This is a genomic window from Pseudomonas sp. FW305-70, from assembly GCF_058783925.1.
Map to the genome: position 1 here is coordinate 1 of NZ_JBYSYZ010000026.1, position 16,747 is coordinate 16,747.

Annotated in this window: 17 protein-coding genes; 8 read left to right on the forward strand and 9 right to left on the reverse strand. The window is 61.3% G+C overall.

All coding sequences use genetic code 11. The features are described from left to right. The first annotated feature begins 81 nt into the window (after positions 1-81). From AC3WN7_RS18750 to AC3WN7_RS18770, 5 genes are all read left to right on the forward strand, one after another. Positions 82-1,527, forward strand: coding sequence for a sensor histidine kinase (locus AC3WN7_RS18750; protein ID WP_095967967.1), 1,446 nt, complete (start codon positions 82-84; stop codon positions 1,525-1,527). A gap of 184 nt (positions 1,528-1,711) precedes the next feature. Beyond that, the gene (locus tag AC3WN7_RS18755) at positions 1,712-1,933 is read left to right on the forward strand and encodes a hypothetical protein (protein WP_095967966.1); all 222 of its coding nucleotides are present in this window, start codon (positions 1,712-1,714) and stop codon (positions 1,931-1,933) included. 23 nt (positions 1,934-1,956) lie between these two features. Then, positions 1,957-3,069: an SCO family protein gene (locus tag AC3WN7_RS18760; protein WP_095967965.1), complete on the forward strand. Its 1,113-nt coding sequence runs from the start codon at positions 1,957-1,959 to the stop codon at positions 3,067-3,069. 103 nt (positions 3,070-3,172) lie between these two features. After that, positions 3,173-4,666 (forward strand): ATP-binding protein, encoded by a 1,494-nt coding sequence (locus AC3WN7_RS18765; RefSeq protein WP_102675637.1) that lies wholly within the window; start codon positions 3,173-3,175, stop codon positions 4,664-4,666. Further along, the gene (locus AC3WN7_RS18770; RefSeq protein WP_095967963.1) at positions 4,635-6,068 is read left to right on the forward strand and encodes a sigma-54-dependent transcriptional regulator; all 1,434 of its coding nucleotides are present in this window, start codon (positions 4,635-4,637) and stop codon (positions 6,066-6,068) included. The genes AC3WN7_RS18765 and AC3WN7_RS18770 overlap by 32 nt, the downstream gene beginning before the upstream one ends. Before the next feature lie 16 nt (positions 6,069-6,084). Here AC3WN7_RS18770 and AC3WN7_RS18775 read toward each other — a convergent pair whose 3' ends face one another. Next, positions 6,085-6,465, reverse strand: a complete 381-nt coding sequence (locus AC3WN7_RS18775; protein ID WP_102675638.1) for a hypothetical protein — start codon at positions 6,463-6,465, stop codon at positions 6,085-6,087. 172 nt (positions 6,466-6,637) lie between these two features. On the opposite strand from AC3WN7_RS18775, the gene AC3WN7_RS18780 reads away from it, so the two are divergent. Then, positions 6,638-7,450, forward strand: a complete 813-nt coding sequence (locus AC3WN7_RS18780; protein ID WP_102675639.1) for a class I SAM-dependent methyltransferase — start codon at positions 6,638-6,640, stop codon at positions 7,448-7,450. 14 nt (positions 7,451-7,464) lie between these two features. On the opposite strand, the gene AC3WN7_RS18785 is transcribed toward AC3WN7_RS18780, so the two are convergent. Both AC3WN7_RS18785 and AC3WN7_RS18790 read right to left on the reverse strand, forming a co-directional pair. After that, entirely contained in the window at positions 7,465-7,776 is a 312-nt protein-coding gene (locus AC3WN7_RS18785) for an addiction module antidote protein (protein ID WP_095967960.1), read from the reverse strand. 226 nt (positions 7,777-8,002) lie between these two features. Further along, positions 8,003-9,043 (reverse strand): AraC family transcriptional regulator, encoded by a 1,041-nt coding sequence (locus AC3WN7_RS18790; protein WP_102675640.1) that lies wholly within the window; start codon positions 9,041-9,043, stop codon positions 8,003-8,005. 71 nt (positions 9,044-9,114) lie between these two features. Between AC3WN7_RS18790 and AC3WN7_RS18795 the strand changes: the two genes are divergently transcribed. Further along, positions 9,115-10,029 (forward strand): LysR family transcriptional regulator, encoded by a 915-nt coding sequence (locus tag AC3WN7_RS18795; protein WP_102675641.1) that lies wholly within the window; start codon positions 9,115-9,117, stop codon positions 10,027-10,029. 120 nt (positions 10,030-10,149) lie between these two features. Here the strand turns inward: AC3WN7_RS18795 and AC3WN7_RS18800 are convergent, their stop codons facing one another. Further along, positions 10,150-11,070, reverse strand: a complete 921-nt coding sequence (locus AC3WN7_RS18800) for a LysR family transcriptional regulator (protein ID WP_256585798.1) — start codon at positions 11,068-11,070, stop codon at positions 10,150-10,152. Between the two features lie 94 nt (positions 11,071-11,164). On the opposite strand from AC3WN7_RS18800, the gene AC3WN7_RS18805 reads away from it, so the two are divergent. Then, positions 11,165-12,004 carry an AraC family transcriptional regulator gene (locus AC3WN7_RS18805; RefSeq protein ID WP_095967956.1) on the forward strand — a complete coding sequence of 280 codons (840 nt, stop codon included), beginning with the start codon at positions 11,165-11,167 and terminating at the stop codon, positions 12,002-12,004. An 842-nt stretch (positions 12,005-12,846) separates the two neighbouring features. Here AC3WN7_RS18805 and AC3WN7_RS18810 read toward each other — a convergent pair. The 5 genes from AC3WN7_RS18810 to AC3WN7_RS18830 form a co-directional block, all read right to left on the reverse strand. Beyond that, on the reverse strand, positions 12,847-13,410 hold the full coding sequence (locus AC3WN7_RS18810) for an NUDIX hydrolase (protein WP_015095668.1): 564 nt from the start codon (positions 13,408-13,410) through the stop codon (positions 12,847-12,849). 1 nt (position 13,411) lies between these two features. Next, positions 13,412-14,164: a GntR family transcriptional regulator gene (locus AC3WN7_RS18815; protein ID WP_015095667.1), complete on the reverse strand. Its 753-nt coding sequence runs from the start codon at positions 14,162-14,164 to the stop codon at positions 13,412-13,414. A gap of 88 nt (positions 14,165-14,252) precedes the next feature. After that, the gene (locus tag AC3WN7_RS18820; RefSeq protein WP_007978697.1) at positions 14,253-14,642 is read right to left on the reverse strand and encodes a carboxymuconolactone decarboxylase family protein; all 390 of its coding nucleotides are present in this window, start codon (positions 14,640-14,642) and stop codon (positions 14,253-14,255) included. 19 nt (positions 14,643-14,661) lie between these two features. Then, positions 14,662-16,113 (reverse strand): NAD-dependent succinate-semialdehyde dehydrogenase, encoded by a 1,452-nt coding sequence (locus AC3WN7_RS18825; RefSeq protein ID WP_102675642.1) that lies wholly within the window; start codon positions 16,111-16,113, stop codon positions 14,662-14,664. Positions 16,114-16,251: 138 nt separating this feature from the next. Beyond that, a complete protein-coding gene (locus AC3WN7_RS18830; RefSeq protein ID WP_007978701.1) occupies positions 16,252-16,737 on the reverse strand; it encodes a flavin reductase family protein in 486 nt (161 codons plus the stop codon). Positions 16,738-16,747: the final 10 nt, after the last annotated feature.

Here is a 16,747-nt window from a genome sequence, read left to right on the forward strand (position 1 = left end):
CAGGGGAACCGCAGTCCCCGGGTTCGGGCAAACTGCCTTGGGTGGGCTATAAACCAATGGGGGGTTACCGGGAAGGTGTCCATGACCACAATCGCTAAAGTGCTTGCGAGCGAAAGCGAAGTCCGCTTGAGAACGCGCAAGCAGCCGTTCGATCTGTTGCGCTGGTTTTCGCTGATCAGCATGGCGGTGATCGGCACGGTGGCGGTGGCGCTGGGGGCGGTGTCCACGCGGTTCGTGATTACCGAAAGCGTGCAGCGCGATGCGCTGTTGACCTCACAGTTCGTTCAGGCGATTGCCCTGGCCGAGGTGCGCCATGTGTCGATTCCCAACGTGCGGACCATGGGCCAGTTGCTCGACCCACGAACAGACAAGGACTTTCCCGACGTCGACCCGCTGGTCCGGGCCAGTGCCCGTGATGAATTCCTCGACCATATCGAAAATCTGCCGGACGTGATCCTGGCCAATATCTATGCCCCCGACCGCATGGTGATCTGGTCCACCAATCCGTCCTTGATGGGCACCACGATTCATGACAATGAAGAGCTCGAACGGGCATTCAACTCCAGGATTTCCGTGTCGGCCAGTTACCACGATGTGGACAAATCCCGCATGGAGCAGAAGTTCGTGGTGCCCCCCAAATTCATCTTCCTCGAGAATTACATTCCCCTGTTCGACGCCGATGGCACCACCGTCACGGCGATGGTCGAGATCTACAAGGAACCGCAGGACCTGATCAACCGCATGGAGCGCGGTCTGGTGCTGATCTGGCTGGCGACCGCCCTGGGCGGCGCTCTGATTTACCTGGGCCTGTTCTGGATCGTGCGGCGTGCGGCGATCCTGCTGGTGACGCAGCAGAAGCAATTGATCACCAACGAAACCTTCGTCGCGCTGGGGGAGATGTCCTCGGCGGTCGCCCACAGTTTGCGCAATCCGTTGGCGAACATCCGTTCAAGCGCCGAGCTGGCGATAGAGTTCGACGACGGTCCGGCACACGGCAACATCAACGACATCATTGGACAGGTCGATCGCATGTCGAATTGGGTACGGGAGTTGCTCCAGTCCCTGCGACCGCTCAATGACGAGGCTGAACCGGTGAACCTGGTGGCTGCACTGCACGACAGCCTGCTGGCTTACGAGCAGCAGATCCGCAAGGCCAGGGTCAACGTGGTGTTCGAGCCGGACCAGACGCCCATGGTCCTGAGCGAGCACGTGCAACTGACCCAGATCCTCAACAGCCTGCTGTCCAACGCGGTGGAAGCCATGGACAACGGCGGAACACTGACCATTCGGATCGAGCCGCGCGAAGCCCAGCGTGTCAGCGTGACGGTCAGCGATACCGGCAAAGGCATGAGCGAAGAACAGTGCACCATGGCCTTCCGGCCGTTCTTCACAACCAAGCAGGGCGGGCTGGGCGTCGGGCTGGTGCTGGTCAAGCGGATCATGGAGCGTTTTGGCGGGGCAGTGACCCTCGATAGCCGTGAAGGCGAGGGCACCACCGTCCGGCTTTCATTTAATCTCGTCCCCTGAAAATGGGGATGAACTTTCCCCGTTATCGGGTCAAATCCCCAGTCATTTCCCCGGTCGTAGCGCATTGATGTTGATAAGCCATTGTTTATCAAATGTTAATGATCTTGCATAAAACAGTTACAGAACTGGCGAGATCCTTGCAAAACCACCATCACCCCCCTTCACGACATCAAGGCGGCTGGTGATGGAAAAAAAAGCGCAGTGCAGCGAAGAATTCTTCGATTTGCCTGACGGGGTCAAAGGCTCACGCAACATCGCGCGGGGGCAGAACGCTCTGTTGCCTGCAGTGCAGGCCCGTTTTGATTACCCCACCACGCCCGCGGCGCCCTTGCCGTTTCCACCGACGGCCATTGACTCGTTGCGCCGCACTGCCAACTTTCCTCAATCGCAACGGCTTCAGTCCTGAACTGGAACAGGGAGGGTGTCGACATGAACATGAAGACGTATTCACCACGCTCACGCGCTTTGGGCATGCACCTGGTGCTGATGTTGGTGACCGGTTTGCTGGCCAGCCAGTTGCTGGTCGCCAGCCAACCATTGTCGACGCCCGCACCGGCTCCGGCAGCCGCTGCCGAACCCGCTGTGGTTGAGGACGCCACCCCGTGGGGCGGCGACTATTTCCCCAACACCCTGCTGACCGACCAGGACGGTAAGCAACTGCGTTTTTTCGATGACATGATCAAAGGCAAGGTGGTGGTGATCAATTTCATCTTCACCACGTGCAGCGACTCCTGCCCCCTGGAAACCGCGCGTCTGCGCCAGGTGCAGAAACTGCTGGGAGACAGGGTCGGCAAGGACATTTTCTTCTACTCCATCAGCATCGACCCCCTGAGCGATACCCCCGAGGTGCTCAAGGCCTATGCGCAACGCTTCCAGGTGGGGCCCGGGTGGAAATTCCTCACCGGGGAATTCGCCGACGTCACCGAGCTGCGGCAGAAACTGGGCCTGTTCATCGACGGCATCGATAACGGGCGCAACAAGGACCACAACCTGAGCCTGATCGTCGGCAACCAGGAAACGGGCCGCTGGATGAAAGCCTCGCCGTTCGAAAATCCGTGGATTCTGGCCGACCAACTGGCCAACACCCTGCAGAACTGGAAGCAGCCCAGCGTGGAAGAAAGCTACGTCGATGCACCGGACATTCGTCCGCCAAGCAATGGCGAAGAGCTGTTCCGCACCCGCTGCGCGTCTTGCCACAGCCTCGGCCCAACGGACGGGCAGGGCATTGGTGTGCGCAGCATCGGCCCGGACCTGATCGGCGTGACCCGTCAGCGCGATCCGGCCTGGCTCAACCGCTGGATCCGCGAACCGGATCGCATGCTGGCGGAAAAGGACCCGATTGCGATGCAGCTGTTCGAAAGCTACAACAGGATCTCGATGCCCAACCTGCGGCTGGACAAGAAGTCCGTCCAGTCCATCATCGACTTCCTGCAAGAAGAAACCGACCGTCAGCATCCGCCAGTGGCGCCACTGGCCAGTGGTAGCGAGGAACCTGAACAGCATCACTCAGTCGCACAACCGAACGTGCCCCAAATGCAATAGCTTCGAAATAGTTTCGTGGGCCGGTCAATGGCTATCAATGTTACCTACACTGACTTGATACATGGCTGCAAAGGCTGGTTTTCAAGGACTCAGGACAGACCCCATGCAGAGACTGGAACAACAAAAAGTACCTGCGCCGCAGGCCCCGGCCGCTCCGCGCAAGGGTTGGCTGCCCCAGTTCAACTTGCTGCGCTGGTTCTCTCTGGCCAGTTTTTTCATCATTGGCGTGGTGGCGCTTGGACTGGGTTACATCTCCACGCGCTTTGTGGTCGATGAAAGCATTGAGCGCGATTCGATGCTGACCGCGCAGTTCATCCACGCCATTGGCGAGGCCGAAGTCCGTCACGCCGGGATTTCGCCGGGCAGGACCATGGGCGAAATGCTCGACCCGCGACTGGACCATGCCTATGCCGACGTCCCTCCCGAATCCCGGGCCACCGTACGCTCCGAGTTTCTCGACCATGTGAAGCATCTGCCGGACATCCTGCTGGCGACGGTGTATGCCCAGGACCGCACCGTGGTCTGGTCGACCAATTCCGAGTTGATCGGCGTGCGCATCGAAGGCGACGATCAGCTGGATGAATCCTTCGAAATGAAATCGCCGGTGTCCACCAGCTATCACGAGATCGATGAAGAGCGTCCCGAGCAGCGCCTGCTGCGCGAACCGGAATACCTGTTCGTCGAGAACTACATCCCGATGTTCAACGCCGACAAAAGCAAAGTGATTGCCATGGTGGAGATCTACAAGGAACCGGTGGACCTGGTGGGCCGCATCCAGCGTGGCTTCAAGGCGATCTGGCTGGCGACCCTGATTGGCGGGGCGGCGATCTACCTGGGGTTGTTCTGGATCGTGCGGCGTGCAGCGATGCTGTTGCAAAGCCAGCAAAAACAGCTGATCGCCAATGAAACCTTTGTCGCCCTGGGTGAGATGTCCTCGGCGGTCGCCCACAGCTTGCGCAATCCACTGGCCAATATCCGTTCCAGCGCCGAACTGGCCCAGGTCATCGCCAGCCAGCCGGCACAGAAAAACATTGGCGACATCATCAATCAGGTCGACCGCATGTCGCGTTGGGTGCGCGAGTTGCTGGTGTCGTTGCGGCCGATGAATGACGATTTTGAAACGGTCGACCTGGTGCTCGCCATCGAAGACACCCTGAGTGCCTTTGAGACCCTGATCAAGCGTTCGAACGTCGAAGTGCGTTTCGCTCCCGCCAGCGTGCCACCGGTCGTCAGCCACCAGGTGCTACTGACGCAAATACTCAATAGCCTGTTTGCTAACGCACTGGAAGCCATGCCCAAGGAGGGCATGCTGACGATCGAGATCGATTCCTCGGTACCCGGCTACTTGAGCATGATCCTGACCGACACCGGCAAGGGGATGTCCAAACAACAACAACAAATGGTCTTCAAGCCGTTTTTCACCACCAAACAAGGTGGATTGGGTGTGGGCCTGGCCCTGGTCAAAAGAATAATGGAGCGGTTTGACGGCTCGGTCGAACTGACCAGCCGGGAGCAGGAGGGAACCCGCGTTTGTCTCAATTTCAAAGTGGCAACGGGAGGGGTATATGGAGCACAGCATTCTGCTGGTCGAGGATGACGAGATCCTCGCCGAGAATATTCAGACTTACCTGGAGCGCAAGGACTTCGAGGTGACCGTCTGCCACTCGGCTGAAGATGCACTGGAGCAATTGGGTTCTTTCGCACCTGACGTGGTACTGACCGACAACTCGTTGCCGGGCATGAGTGGTCACGACCTGATCCAGAAGCTGCGCATCAGCGCGCCGGATCTGAAAGTGATCATGATGACCGGTTACGGCAACGTCGAAGACGCCGTGGTGGCAATGAAAGAGGGCGCCTTTCACTACGTCACCAAACCGGTGGCCCTGCCAGAGCTCAAGCTGCTGTTGGACAAGGCCCTGGCGACCGACCGCATGGAGCGCACGCTGTCCTTTTATCAGGAACGTGAGGCCCAGAAGTCGGGGGTGCAGGCACTGATTGGCGAGTCGGCGCCGATGGTGTATCTCAAGGGCACCATCAGCCAGTTGCTCGACGCCGAACGGCGGATGGCCAACAGCGATCTGCCGCCGGTTCTGGTGGAAGGCGAGACCGGTACCGGCAAGGAGCTGGTGGCCCGGGCACTGCACTTCGACGGCCCGCGCAGCAAAGGCCCGTTCATTGAATTCAACTGTGCTTCGATCCCGTCCAACCTGGTGGAATCAGAGCTGTTCGGCCACGAGAAGGGCGCCTTCACCGACGCCAAGGACCGTCGCATGGGGCTGGTGGAAGCGGCCGATGGCGGCACGCTGTTCCTCGATGAAATCGGTGAAATGGACCTGCTGTTGCAAGCCAAGCTGCTCAAGTTGTTGGAAGACCGGACCGTTCGCCGGGTCGGTTCGGTGAAGGAGCGCAAGGTCGATCTGCGGGTGATCAGTGCCACCAACTGCAATCTCGAACAGATGGTCCAGCAAGGCAAATTCCGCCGCGACCTGTTTTTCCGCCTGCGCATCATTTCAATCAAGGTGCCGCGCCTGTACGCCCGTGGCGCCGATATCCTGCTGCTGGCCCGGCACTTCCTGGGGCTGCATGGCAAACGCTACGGCAAGCCGAACCTGTATTTCAGCAACCAGGCCGAAGAGTTGCTGCTCAGCTACAGCTGGCCAGGCAACGTACGCGAACTGCGCAACATGCTGGAGCAAACCGTGTTGCTGGCGCAAAGCGACACCATCGCTGCCCATCAATTGAACGTTTGCCTGAGCCTGGTGGATGAGCCACCGATGTTTCATCACGAGCCGCAACATTTCAGCGAACAGCGTCCGTCCTACAACGGCGGCGAATCCATGAACCTGCCGGAAGTGGAGCGCGACATGGTGCGCAAGATGCTCGACAAGACAGACTGGAACGTCACCAAATCGGCACGCCTGCTGGGTCTTAGCCGTGACATGTTGCGCTACCGGATCGAAAAGCTCGGTCTTGCCCGCCCGGACAAACGCCAGTGGTAGAGAACGCCCCTGGTGCTCACTGCAATACCGGGCCCTGTCTCAGGCAGGACATCATGCAACCGGGATTCTCGACTTCCTGGTTCACGTACACGCCACGCTCCGGATCGTAGGAGCGGATAAACACCCGGACCGTGGCATCGGCGACGGTCGGCAGGCGCGAGTCGGAAAACACATGCTCGCTTGAAACCGGAATGAAATCCCCGGGCGCGGTCGGGATGTATGAGCCCGGCGGGATGAAGTTCATGGACGGTGGTGCGGGGTGGGCGAAGGGTTGGTCGGCGCCGTAATAGTTGAATTCACTGCTGTATTGAGTGGTGTTTGGAAAGTCGTCGGCGTGGGCAGCAGCGGACACGCTCAGGAAGAAGGGGAGCAAAAGCGTCAGGTCGGTCTTTTTCATGGCAACACCTGCTAAATCGGTTTAACCACATTTCCCCCATGGTCATTAACTATAGCTGGCGCCGTGAGCAGGCGTCGACGCTGCGCGAATTACAAGTTCGCAACAGCTGTCAGTATGGGCTTGATCTAGACTTCGGCCGGTCAATTCGACAACCCGAACCCTGGAGCGTGCAATGGAACTGCCGACAAAAGAACAAGCCATCGCCAGCAACCGCGAGGCCTGGAATGACTCCGCCCGTCACCACAAAGACTCCAGCGAATGGCACGCCTTGTTGAAGGGCGTGGAACAGGCGGAATTTTCCTGCCTGGACGACACCCTGACCGCGTTGCTGGCCCAGACCGGTGTCGACGGCAAGGAGGTGCTGCAACTGGGCTGCAACAACGGCCGCGAAAGCCTGTCGCTGTTCGCCCTGGGTGCGCGCAGCGTGGTGGGCGTCGACCAGTCCGGCGCATTTCTCGAGCAGGCAAGGGAACTGGCTTGCCGCTCGCCCCATGCGCCGCAATTCATCGAAGCGGACATTCACCGCTTGCCTGCGCAACTGCAGGAGCGCTTCGACCTGGCGCTGATCACCATCGGGGTCCTGAACTGGATGCCGGACATCGGCGAATTCTTGCGCCATGTGGCGCGTACCCTGAAGCCGGGGGGCGCGCTGGTGGTGTACGAAACCCACCCATTCCTGGAAATGTTCGACCCCGAGGCAACCGATCCTTTTCGTCCGGCCAGTTCATACTTCCGTCGCGAACCGTTCGTGCAGCACGAACCGATCGTCTACGAGGGCAAGATCGAACAGCCGGCCGCGCCATCCTACTGGTTCGTCCACACCCTGGGCGACCTCTTCGACGCCGCCATCGCCGCAGGCCTGCAGATCCGTCACTTCAAGGAATACCCCCACTCCAACCGCGAAGAGCTGTATGACCGCTATCAGCAGCAGGCAGCGCAGTTGCCGTTGTGTTTTACCTGGGTGGTGGTGAAGCCAGCGACATAACGCGCAGAATCAAATCAGGGATTTGAGTGATTGACCGTGTGCCCTGGCTGCGCACAGAGATCTATGCCAAGGGCATGAATGACCTTCAGGACCGTATCAAAACGTGGTTTTGCTCCGGGCGCGAAGGCTTTGTAGAGGCTTTCGCGACCCATTCCCGAGTCTTTGGCAATCTGTGTCATGCCACGGGCTTTCACCACATAGCCGATAGCGCGAAGAAACTCCTCGTTGTCACCGTCTGCGAGTACCTGAGACAGGTACTCGCTAATGGCTTCATCACTGTCGAGCAGCGCCGCCATGTCGAAATTCGCTGTCAGGATTGCGGACACTCAACCCACCCATCATTTGTAGCTGGATACCGGGGGGACGCAAAAAACCAAAGGCAGCCGTGACGCACAAGCCTGGTTTTTGTGGGAGCGAGTCTGCTCGTGAAGACGGCGGCACGTCCAGTATCGATGTGACTGACATACCGCTTTCGCGAGCAGGCTCGCTCCCACAGGGTTTTGCGCTTTACCTGGCTCCTGCAGTTTCCCGGGAATGAGTAAAGAACCTTTTTTATCGACCTTGCCGGGCTCGCCAGGCGCCCGGCGCGCACCCCAGCCACCGCAGGCAGGCACGGTTGAAGCTTTGTACATCGCTGTAGCCCAGGCGGTCGGAAATCTCCACCAGCTCCAGGTCTGTCCCCTGCAAAAAGTCTTCGGCCCGGTAGCGGCGGTACTCGTCGAGCAACTCGGAAAAACGCCAGCCCAACGCTTTCAAACGCCGGGCTGCGGTGCGCTCGAGCAGGTGCTGGGTGCTACACCATTGCTGCCAGTTGGCTTGTGCGAGGTCGACGATCAAGTGGTCGCAGACTTGCTCCAGCAAGGTCGGTTCGCTGTTGCGCCGGGTCTGTTCCAGCAGTTCGACCAGTGTCTGCTCCAGTTCATGATTGCCCGGCGTCAACGGGATGACGAACAGCTGTGGATCGAGGCGGATCGAGTGTTGCGCCTGTTGCCACTGCACCGGGGCGCGGAAGGCTTGCTCGTGATCCTGCGGGTTGGCGGTGCAGGTGCCGGTCAGCCCGATGCCCAGCACCGGATCGCGCTCCAGGCCGCTGGCGAGGAACTTGCGCCGCAACATGCTGCACAGGCTGATGAGGATGTAATCGGCGGTGGCTGCGCTGGCTTTCACGCTGCCGCAATCGAGCAGACGCAGTTCGACGTTGTCGCCGCCGCGCACGATCTGCGCCTGAAAGTGCCCGTTGAAAAACGGAAAGAAGCGCACGAAATACTGGCAGGCGCTGTCCAGTGAGTCGGCCACGTCGAACAGGTACGTCAGGCCATTGGTGGCGGTGGAAACGAAGCGCCGACCGGCCGCCAGGCCGATCAGCGGGTCGCCGGTCTGTTCCAGGGCGAACGCCCAGAAGCGCCGCGACATGAACAGCGGAATGCGCATGAAGGGTGTGCGCAACTCGAACAGGCTGCGACGGAACAGGCCTTCGATGTGTTCGCGGTCCACCCCGCGGGCCAGCAACTCTTCGATGGCCGGCAGCAGGGTCGGCGCGTAGAACGCATTGGGTATGGATTGATCGTGCAGTGGCTGATCGCTTTTTGTCATGTAGGGCTCACAGCTTGTTCCGGAACACTGGTTAGGCTGCCCGACGTTAAGCGATTTGCCGGAGCAAGACCATGCTTGATTTACGCCAGCTCGATTTGAACCTGTTGCTCGCCTTCGATGCGATTTACCAGCAGCGCAGCGTCACCCGTGCCGCCGAGGTGATGTGCCTGTCGCAACCGGCCATGAGCAATGCGTTGCGTCGCCTGCGCGAATTGTGCGGCGATCCGCTGTTCATCAAAAGTCGCCTGGGCGTGACGCCGACACTGGTCGCCCATCGTCTGGCCGACTACGTGCGTGCGGCGCTCGAGTCATTGCGCGATGGCTTGCGCATGATCCCCGCTGCGCGGCAGAACAATCCGCTGCTGCGCATCAGTTGCCTGGATTGCCTGCAACCGGTGCTGCTCGATGCCTTGCTCGAATCGCCCCACGCCGATTGGCAGGTGCGTTATTTCCAGCCCCGGCGCCGTGACGCCTTGCAGGACCTGGCCAGCGGCAAGCTGGATATCCTGATCGACCTCGACCAGCCGCTGGCCGGGCTAGCCGGCCTGCACAAACAGGCATTGCCCGCCGATCATTACGTGTTCGCCTATGGCGCCGCGCTCAAGGCGCCGCCGCGCACCCTGCAGGAATATCTGGAGCAACCGCAGATTCAGGTGTCGAGCCGCCGCGACGGACTCAGCCCGGTGGACTTGCAGCTCGGCTTGAAAGGCCTGCGCCGCCATGTCGCGATGAGCACCCAGAGCACCCTGGCCGCGAAGCTGATCGCCGACCGCCAGCCGCTGGGCATCAGCCTGCCGAGTCGGGTCGCCAGTGTGCTGGGCCTGCAACAGGTGCCGCTGCCCCTGGACGAACCCGTGGAGTTGAAACTGGCGCTGTACGTCGAGTCCCGCTATCGCTTCGAGCGCAGCCGCGAGGAGGCGATGCATTGCCTGCTGCGCGCCCTCGGTGAGCCCCGGGCATTGCAGGCGCTGGCGCGGCGTGCGTGAAACCCTGTGGGAGCGGGCTTGCTCGCGAAAGCGGTGTATCAGACAACAATGTCGTCGACTGACACTCCCTCTTCGCGAGCAAGCCCGCTCCCACAGGGATCGCATGCAGTTCAGATGCACCTAATTCGACGCCAACAAACGCCGGTCAACCGTCAGCACCGCCTCGACCATCGCCAGCGCCGCCGGTGTCAGGGAGTGGCCGGCGCGGCTGACGATGCCGTAGTGCAATTGCAGGCCGGGGTCGTCCTTGGGCACATCGGCAAACTCCAGCAGGCGGATCAGGCCCTGGTCGGCGAGTTCGGCCAGGGCCTCGATGGTTGCGATGCCCACCGCGTCGGAGCGCATCACCACGCGGCGGATGGCATCGAACTGCGCGCATTCCACACTTGGGTTGAAGTCCGCCTCGCCCTGCGCGTCGGCCAGGATCTTGCGGATCATCGGCGGTATTCGCGTGCCGACCACCGCGTAGTCGAGCAGGGCGCGCAGGGACAGGTCCGGCTGTTGCGCCAGGGGATGACCGGCACGGCAAAAGAACCGCCCGCGCCGGGGGCGCAACAGCTGTACCTGGTATTGCGGGTCGCCGGTGAAGTACCGCGCGTCGGCCACGAGGAATTCGATCTGCTGTTCACGAAGCCAGACCGCCAGTTGTTCCCAGTCGCCCTGGTGGAAACTGATGCGGATCGCCGGGTGCGCCTGGATGAATTCCGCCAGCGCCTCGGGCACCAGCAACTGTGCCGGATACGGGCCACAGCCGAAGTGCAACTCGCCACCGGTCAGGCCGTTGTATTGCGTCAGTTCGTTGTGCAGGGCCTGGCTGCCGGCGAGCAGGCGCCGGGCATGTTGCAGCACCAGTTCACCCTGGCCCGTCAGGCGGAATTCGCGGCTGCTGCGCTCCACCAGCGCGCAGTCGAGGTCGCGCTCCAGGGTCTGGATGCTACGACTGAAGGCCGGCTGGCTAAGATTGATCGCCTCGGCGGCGCGCCCGAAATTGCGGTAATCGGCCAGGGCGACAAGGTGGCGGAGTTGTCGTAGATCCATCATGCGTCTCCTGCATTTGGCGGATACTTTTAATGCATTGGATCGATAACACAGAGGCTGGCATAAGTACACGCCTGTCTTCTCGTCGTAACGTGCCATGACCTGCCAACCGTTCATTTCCAGCGCCTTCACCCGCACCATTCTCAGCCATGCCCGGCAGTCCGGCCTGTGTCAGGACCAACTGCTGCAACGGGCCGGCATCTGTCTTTCATTGCTCGAAGGGCAGGATCTGCACGTGCCTGCGCACCTGGTCGAGCGCTTGTGGAACGAATGCGAGCGTGCGGGCGCGGGGGTGTCGTTTGGCTGTGAACTGGTCAATGGTATGGCGACCACCACGTTGCGGGGGTTGAACATCCTGCTGGACTCCGCCGCCACCCTGCGCGCGAGCCTGGCGTGCTTCACTGATTTCCTGCCTCGGGTGACCAACTATGTGGTGGCGGAACTGGAGGAGGGTGACGGGCAAGCCCGCCTGCACTTGCGCAGTGCTGGCCGGCAGGCGCATTTTTTCGGCCTTGATGCGGCGACCCTGACGTTGGTGCGCAACATTGCCCGACGCTTGGGGCGGGCGCCGGCCGAGGTGTTTGTCAGTGTTCGCCTGACGCCGCAGCAGGCTGCCGGGCAGTGGTTGCGTAGCGTTGGCATCGAGGTGCTGGAGGGGGCGCATCCGTGTTTGAGCCTGCCAGCGGCTAGCCTTGATGAGCCGTTGCTGGGGGCCAATGCGTTTTTGCATCAGAGCATGTTGCGGCATTGGCAGACTGCTGCGCCGCAACATCGTCGTAGCGACAGTCTGGAGTTGGCGCGGCATTGGTTGACTGCCGGCGATCAGCCGATTGAGCGGATTGCCGAGCGGTTGGGGTATCGGCAGGCCAGTAATTTTATTCGGGCGTTTCGTAAGCGGTTTGGGGTTACGCCCAAGCAGTTTCGTTTGGGGGTGTAGTCTTTGTTGGGTACATATCCGTTTCTTCGGTAACGGCGGCTTATGGTTTCGCCCTTACGGCGAGTCACTTTTGGCAAACGCCCGGAGTGCCGGCCCAGCCAAAAGTAACCAAAAGGTCTCGCCCCTTACGTACGGCCCCTCGCTGAGGCTCGGGGTACCTTCGCTGCGGTATTCATCCGGGGGCATTGCCCTCCGGTCGGCTTCGCTTCGACCTACATGCAATGAGTTCGACTGCGTCGAACGGCGCTGCGCGCCTATCCCCGGATGAACACCTGCGCTCAGCCTGCCGAGGGGGCGGGTAGATCAAAAGCTGCAGGCGAGCTAACGCTCGGCCTGTTGAGTGGTGAGAAGCGGCGCGGTGTGGACCGCTCTGCTTTTGCTCTTCTGTGGGAGCGGGCTTGCTCGCGAAGGCGGTCTGACAGCCGACCAATTTCTCACAGGTATACCCAATCCCTGTGGGAGCGAGCCTGCTCGCGATGACGGCCTGGCAGCCGACCAGGTACATCACAGACGAACGAAACCCGCGACCAGGCCGGCCGGTAGGCCGCCTCGGGCGCTGTTGCGGTGTACGCCCCCTCGTGAGGCCGAGCGCAGGTTCTGCGCAGTGGGCAACCCGGCATGGATGCCGGGTTAGCCGCCCCCGGCCATGGATGGCCGATGGCGGCGGGCCCACGGAGCAGGACCGGAGCGAGGGCATGCCGAGCCTAGGCGAGGCACCGAACGTAAGGGGCAAAGCGCTTTGGTTACTTTCGCGCTTTTCGAAAGTGACCCGCCGTAAGGGCGGAACCGTAAGCGGCCGTTACCGCAAAAACGGATATGCACACGGAAAAATCCACAACGAATCAGCGAATAAAGTGAATCTTCCCGCTGTCATCATTGCCCATGTAAATGCCATAAACCCCGGCCTGCCGCTCCTCGATATAACGCTCGAGAATCTGCCGGATCGCCGGATAGTAGATGCTGTCCCAGGGAATCTCCTCAGGCGCGAAGAACTTGTAGTCGAGGGTTTCCGGCCCATACTGCCCGGTGATCTCAAGCGCGATGGCACGGAAGATGATGTACACCTCGCTGATCCTGGGCACGCTGAAAATCGAGTAGGGCGAGACGATTTCCGCACGCACGCCACTTTCTTCCCAGACCTCGCGCAAGGCCGCCTGTTCGGTGGTCTCGCCGCTTTCCATGAAGCCCGCGGGCAGGGTCCAGGTGCCGGGGCGCGGCGGGATGGCGCGCTGGCACAGGAGGTATTTGCCGTCCTGCTCGATGATGCAGCCGGCGATGATTTTCGGATTGATGTAATGGATGTAGCCGCAGCCGCGGCACATCAGGCGCTCGTGCGTATCGCCCGGCGGCAGCTGCTGACCGAGATCAGCGCTGCCGCACTTGGGGCAAAAGCTCGGGCTGAACATTTCAGCGACCTATGCGCGGTTCTTTGAGCGCGATGGGCAGGGTGATCGCCGGGATGTCGCCGGTTTCTTCCTGCTTGCGCTTGAGGTAGTCCAGGGCCACGGCAGCGGCCGCGCGCACGTGGTCGACGCAAGCCTGGTGGGCGGCCAGTGGATCGCCGCCCTTGATCGCCTCGACCATGCGTTCCATTTCCTGGTTGCTGGCGCCGCGACGGTTCTCCTGGGACACCGAGGTCGCGCGCAGGTAGCTGATGCGTGCCTGCAACTGGCGCAGTTGGGTGGCCGCGACATGGTTGCCCGAGCCTTCGAGCAGCACGTCGTAGAAACCCTGCACCGAATCGATGACCTGTTGCAGTTCGCCGTCCTTGAGCGCCTTGCGGTTTTCTTCGAGGGCTTTTTCCAGGGCCTTGATGTCCTTGGCCTTGGCGCGCAGGGTGAACAGTTGCACGATCAGCCCTTCGAGCACGCAGCGCAGCTCGTAGATGTCCACGGCGTCGGCCAGGGTAATGATCGCGACACGCGGGCCCTTGGCATCGGCGAATTCCACCAGGCCTTCGGATTCCAGGTGACGCAAGGCTTCGCGCACGGAAGTACGGCTGACGCCCAGGCGATCGCACAGATCGCGTTCGACCAGACGGTCTCCCGGCAGGAGCTGGAAGTTCATGATGGCGCTTCGCAGTTTGTCCAGCACGATTTCGCGCAGGGTGACGGGGTTGCGATTGACCTTGAAGCTGTCGTCGAGTGGCAGGCGTTTCATGGGGTCCGCTCTGATTGTGGCTGTCCATGCAAAAAGAGCACTTCGATTACGGGAATCCCGGTGCTCGGTCGGATCAAACAGCCAAGGGTTAACTGGAGGCCTCGGCATCGGCTTCGGCGAAGGCTTCACGGGCGAGCCGGAAACTGTCTACGGCAGCGGGGACACCGCAATAAATGCCGACCTGAAGCAATATTTCGCGTATTTGCTCACGACTCAGGCCGTTACGCAAGGCGCCGCGCACATGCAGCTTGAGTTCATGGGGCCGGTTGAGGGCCGAGATCATCGCCAGGTTGATCATGCTGCGTTCCTTGAGGGACAAACCCTCACGGCCCCAGACATGACCCCAGCAATACTCGGTGACCATCTCCTGCAACGGTCGGGTGAAGTCGTCGGCGTTCTCGATGGAGCGCTTGACGTAGGCTTCGCCCAGCACCTGGGTGCGGATCTTCAGGCCTTTTTCGTATTTTTCGTTGCTCATTTGCGTAGCTCCCGTGGGCTCAAAGGCCGCCCATCAAGGTGTATTTGAGTTCCAGGTAATCCTCGATGCCGTACTTGGAGCCTTCACGGCCCAGCCCCGAGGACTTGATGCCGCCGAAGGGGGCGACTTCGGTGGAAATCAGCCCTTCGTTGATCCCGACCATGCCGTACTCCAGCGCCTCGCTCATGCGCCAGGCGCGGCCCAGGTCGCGGGTGTAGCAGTAGGCGGCCAGGCCGAATTCGGTGTCGTTGGCCATATCGATGGCCTGGGCCTCGGTGTCGAAACGGAACACCGCGGCCAGCGGACCGAAGGTTTCATCGCGGGCGACTTTCATCTGTGGGGTGACGCCTGTGACCACGGTCGGCTGGAAGAAACCGTTGCCCAGCGCATGACGCTCGCCGCCGCACAGCAGTCGTGCACCCTGGGCCAGGGCGTCTTGCACGTGCTCTTCGACCTTGGCCACGGCACGCTCGTTGATCAGCGGGCCCTGGGTCACACCTTCTTCGAAACCGCTGCCGACCTTGAGCTGCGAAACCCGTTCGGCAAGGCGTGCGACAAAGGCGTCGTGGATGCCGGCCTGCACCAGGAAGCGATTGACGCAGACACAGGTCTGTCCGGCGTTGCGGAATTTGGCGATCAGCGCACCGTCGACGGCGCGTTCCAGATCGGCGTCGTCGAAGACAATGAACGGCGCGTTGCCGCCCAGCTCCAGCGAGACTTTTTTCAGCGTCGGCGCGCACTGGGCCATCAGCAGTTTGCCGATGGCGGTGGAGCCGGTGAACGACAATTTGCGCACCTGCGCACTGGCGGTCAGCTCGGCGCCGATGGCGATGGCGTCGCCGGTGATCACGTTGAAAATACCCGCTGGAATGCCGGCCTGTTCCGCCAGTGCAGCCATGGCCAGTGCCGAGAAGGGTGTTTCCGGAGCCGGCTTGACGATGCACGGGCAGCCGGCGGCCAGCGCCGGGCCGGCCTTGCGGGTGATCATCGCCGCCGGGAAATTCCACGGCGTGATGGCCGCGACCACACCAATCGGCTCCTTGCTGACCACGATGCGCGCATCGCCCTTGTGGCTGGGAATGGTGTCGCCGTAGATGCGCTTGGCTTCCTCGGCGAACCACTCGATGAAGCTCGCGGCGTAGAGAATTTCACCCTTGGCTTCGGCCAGTGGCTTGCCTTGTTCGAGGGTGAGAATGTGTGCCAGGGCGTCGGCATTTTCCAGCATCAAGGCATGCCAGTGCTTGAGCGTATTGCTGCGCTCCTTGGCGGTCAGCGCGCGCCAGGCCGGCCAGGCCTTGTTGGCGGCGTCGATGGCCAGGCGCGCATGCTCGGCGCCGAGGTTCGGCACCTGGCCGATCAACTCGCCGGTGGCCGGGTTGAAGATGTCCTGACAGGCGCCATGCGGCGCGTCCAGCCATTGGCCGTTGATGTAGGCCTGCTGACGGAACAATTGCGAGGCTGCTGGGCTCATGCCGGCTCCTGAAAGAAAAGAGGGTTACCTGTAGGAGCGAGCTTGCTCGCGAAAAACCCGAGAACGCCAAGGGCTGTCAGGCAGCACGCGTTATCGTTCACGACCATCGCGAGCAGGCTCGCTCCTACAGGGTCTGTGTTAGGCCAGGGCAGGCAGCGGGCCCAGCTTGCCTTTGTGGTAGATCATCGGCGTCACCGGTTGCTCGGGCAGGATCAGGTTCTTCACCGCGCCGACGATGATCGCGTGATCACCGCCGTCGTATTCGCGCCACAGCTCGCACTCGATGATGGCTGTCGCCTTGGCCAGGATCGGGTTGCCCCGTTCGCTCAGGTGCCACTCGATCCCTTTGGCCTTGTCCTTGCCTTTACCGGCGAAGGCATAGGCTTCGGCGGTCTGCTCGGCGGACAGCAAATGAATCGCGAACTGCTTGCTGTCGCGCAGCACCGGGTAGGTGTCGGAGCCGTAGTTGGGGCAGAACAGCACCAGTGCCGGGTCGATCGACAGCGCACTGAAGGCGCTGGCGGTGATGCCGACGATGCCGCCGTCCGGGTCCAGGGTGGTGACCACCGTGACCCCGGACGGGAACGAGCTCATCACGTCTTTGTAAATGCCGGGTTCGATCATTTTCCAGGAC

Coding starts and splice junctions, on each gene's coding strand:
- AC3WN7_RS18750 (WP_095967967.1), top strand. CDS start 82: ATGACCACAATCGCTAAAGTGCTTGCGAGCGAAAGCGAAGTCCGCTTG.
- AC3WN7_RS18755 (WP_095967966.1), top strand. CDS start 1,712: ATGGAAAAAAAAGCGCAGTGCAGCGAAGAATTCTTCGATTTGCCTGAC.
- AC3WN7_RS18760 (WP_095967965.1), top strand. CDS start 1,957: ATGAACATGAAGACGTATTCACCACGCTCACGCGCTTTGGGCATGCAC.
- AC3WN7_RS18765 (WP_102675637.1), top strand. CDS start 3,173: ATGCAGAGACTGGAACAACAAAAAGTACCTGCGCCGCAGGCCCCGGCC.
- AC3WN7_RS18770 (WP_095967963.1), top strand. CDS start 4,635: ATGGAGCACAGCATTCTGCTGGTCGAGGATGACGAGATCCTCGCCGAG.
- AC3WN7_RS18775 (WP_102675638.1), bottom strand. CDS start 6,465: ATGAAAAAGACCGACCTGACGCTTTTGCTCCCCTTCTTCCTGAGCGTG.
- AC3WN7_RS18780 (WP_102675639.1), top strand. CDS start 6,638: ATGGAACTGCCGACAAAAGAACAAGCCATCGCCAGCAACCGCGAGGCC.
- AC3WN7_RS18790 (WP_102675640.1), bottom strand. CDS start 9,043: ATGACAAAAAGCGATCAGCCACTGCACGATCAATCCATACCCAATGCG.
- AC3WN7_RS18795 (WP_102675641.1), top strand. CDS start 9,115: ATGCTTGATTTACGCCAGCTCGATTTGAACCTGTTGCTCGCCTTCGAT.
- AC3WN7_RS18800 (WP_256585798.1), bottom strand. CDS start 11,070: ATGATGGATCTACGACAACTCCGCCACCTTGTCGCCCTGGCCGATTAC.
- AC3WN7_RS18805 (WP_095967956.1), top strand. CDS start 11,165: ATGACCTGCCAACCGTTCATTTCCAGCGCCTTCACCCGCACCATTCTC.
- AC3WN7_RS18810 (WP_015095668.1), bottom strand. CDS start 13,410: ATGTTCAGCCCGAGCTTTTGCCCCAAGTGCGGCAGCGCTGATCTCGGT.
- AC3WN7_RS18815 (WP_015095667.1), bottom strand. CDS start 14,164: ATGAAACGCCTGCCACTCGACGACAGCTTCAAGGTCAATCGCAACCCC.
- AC3WN7_RS18820 (WP_007978697.1), bottom strand. CDS start 14,642: ATGAGCAACGAAAAATACGAAAAAGGCCTGAAGATCCGCACCCAGGTG.
- AC3WN7_RS18825 (WP_102675642.1), bottom strand. CDS start 16,113: ATGAGCCCAGCAGCCTCGCAATTGTTCCGTCAGCAGGCCTACATCAAC.
- AC3WN7_RS18830 (WP_007978701.1), bottom strand. CDS start 16,737: ATGATCGAACCCGGCATTTACAAAGACGTGATGAGCTCGTTCCCGTCC.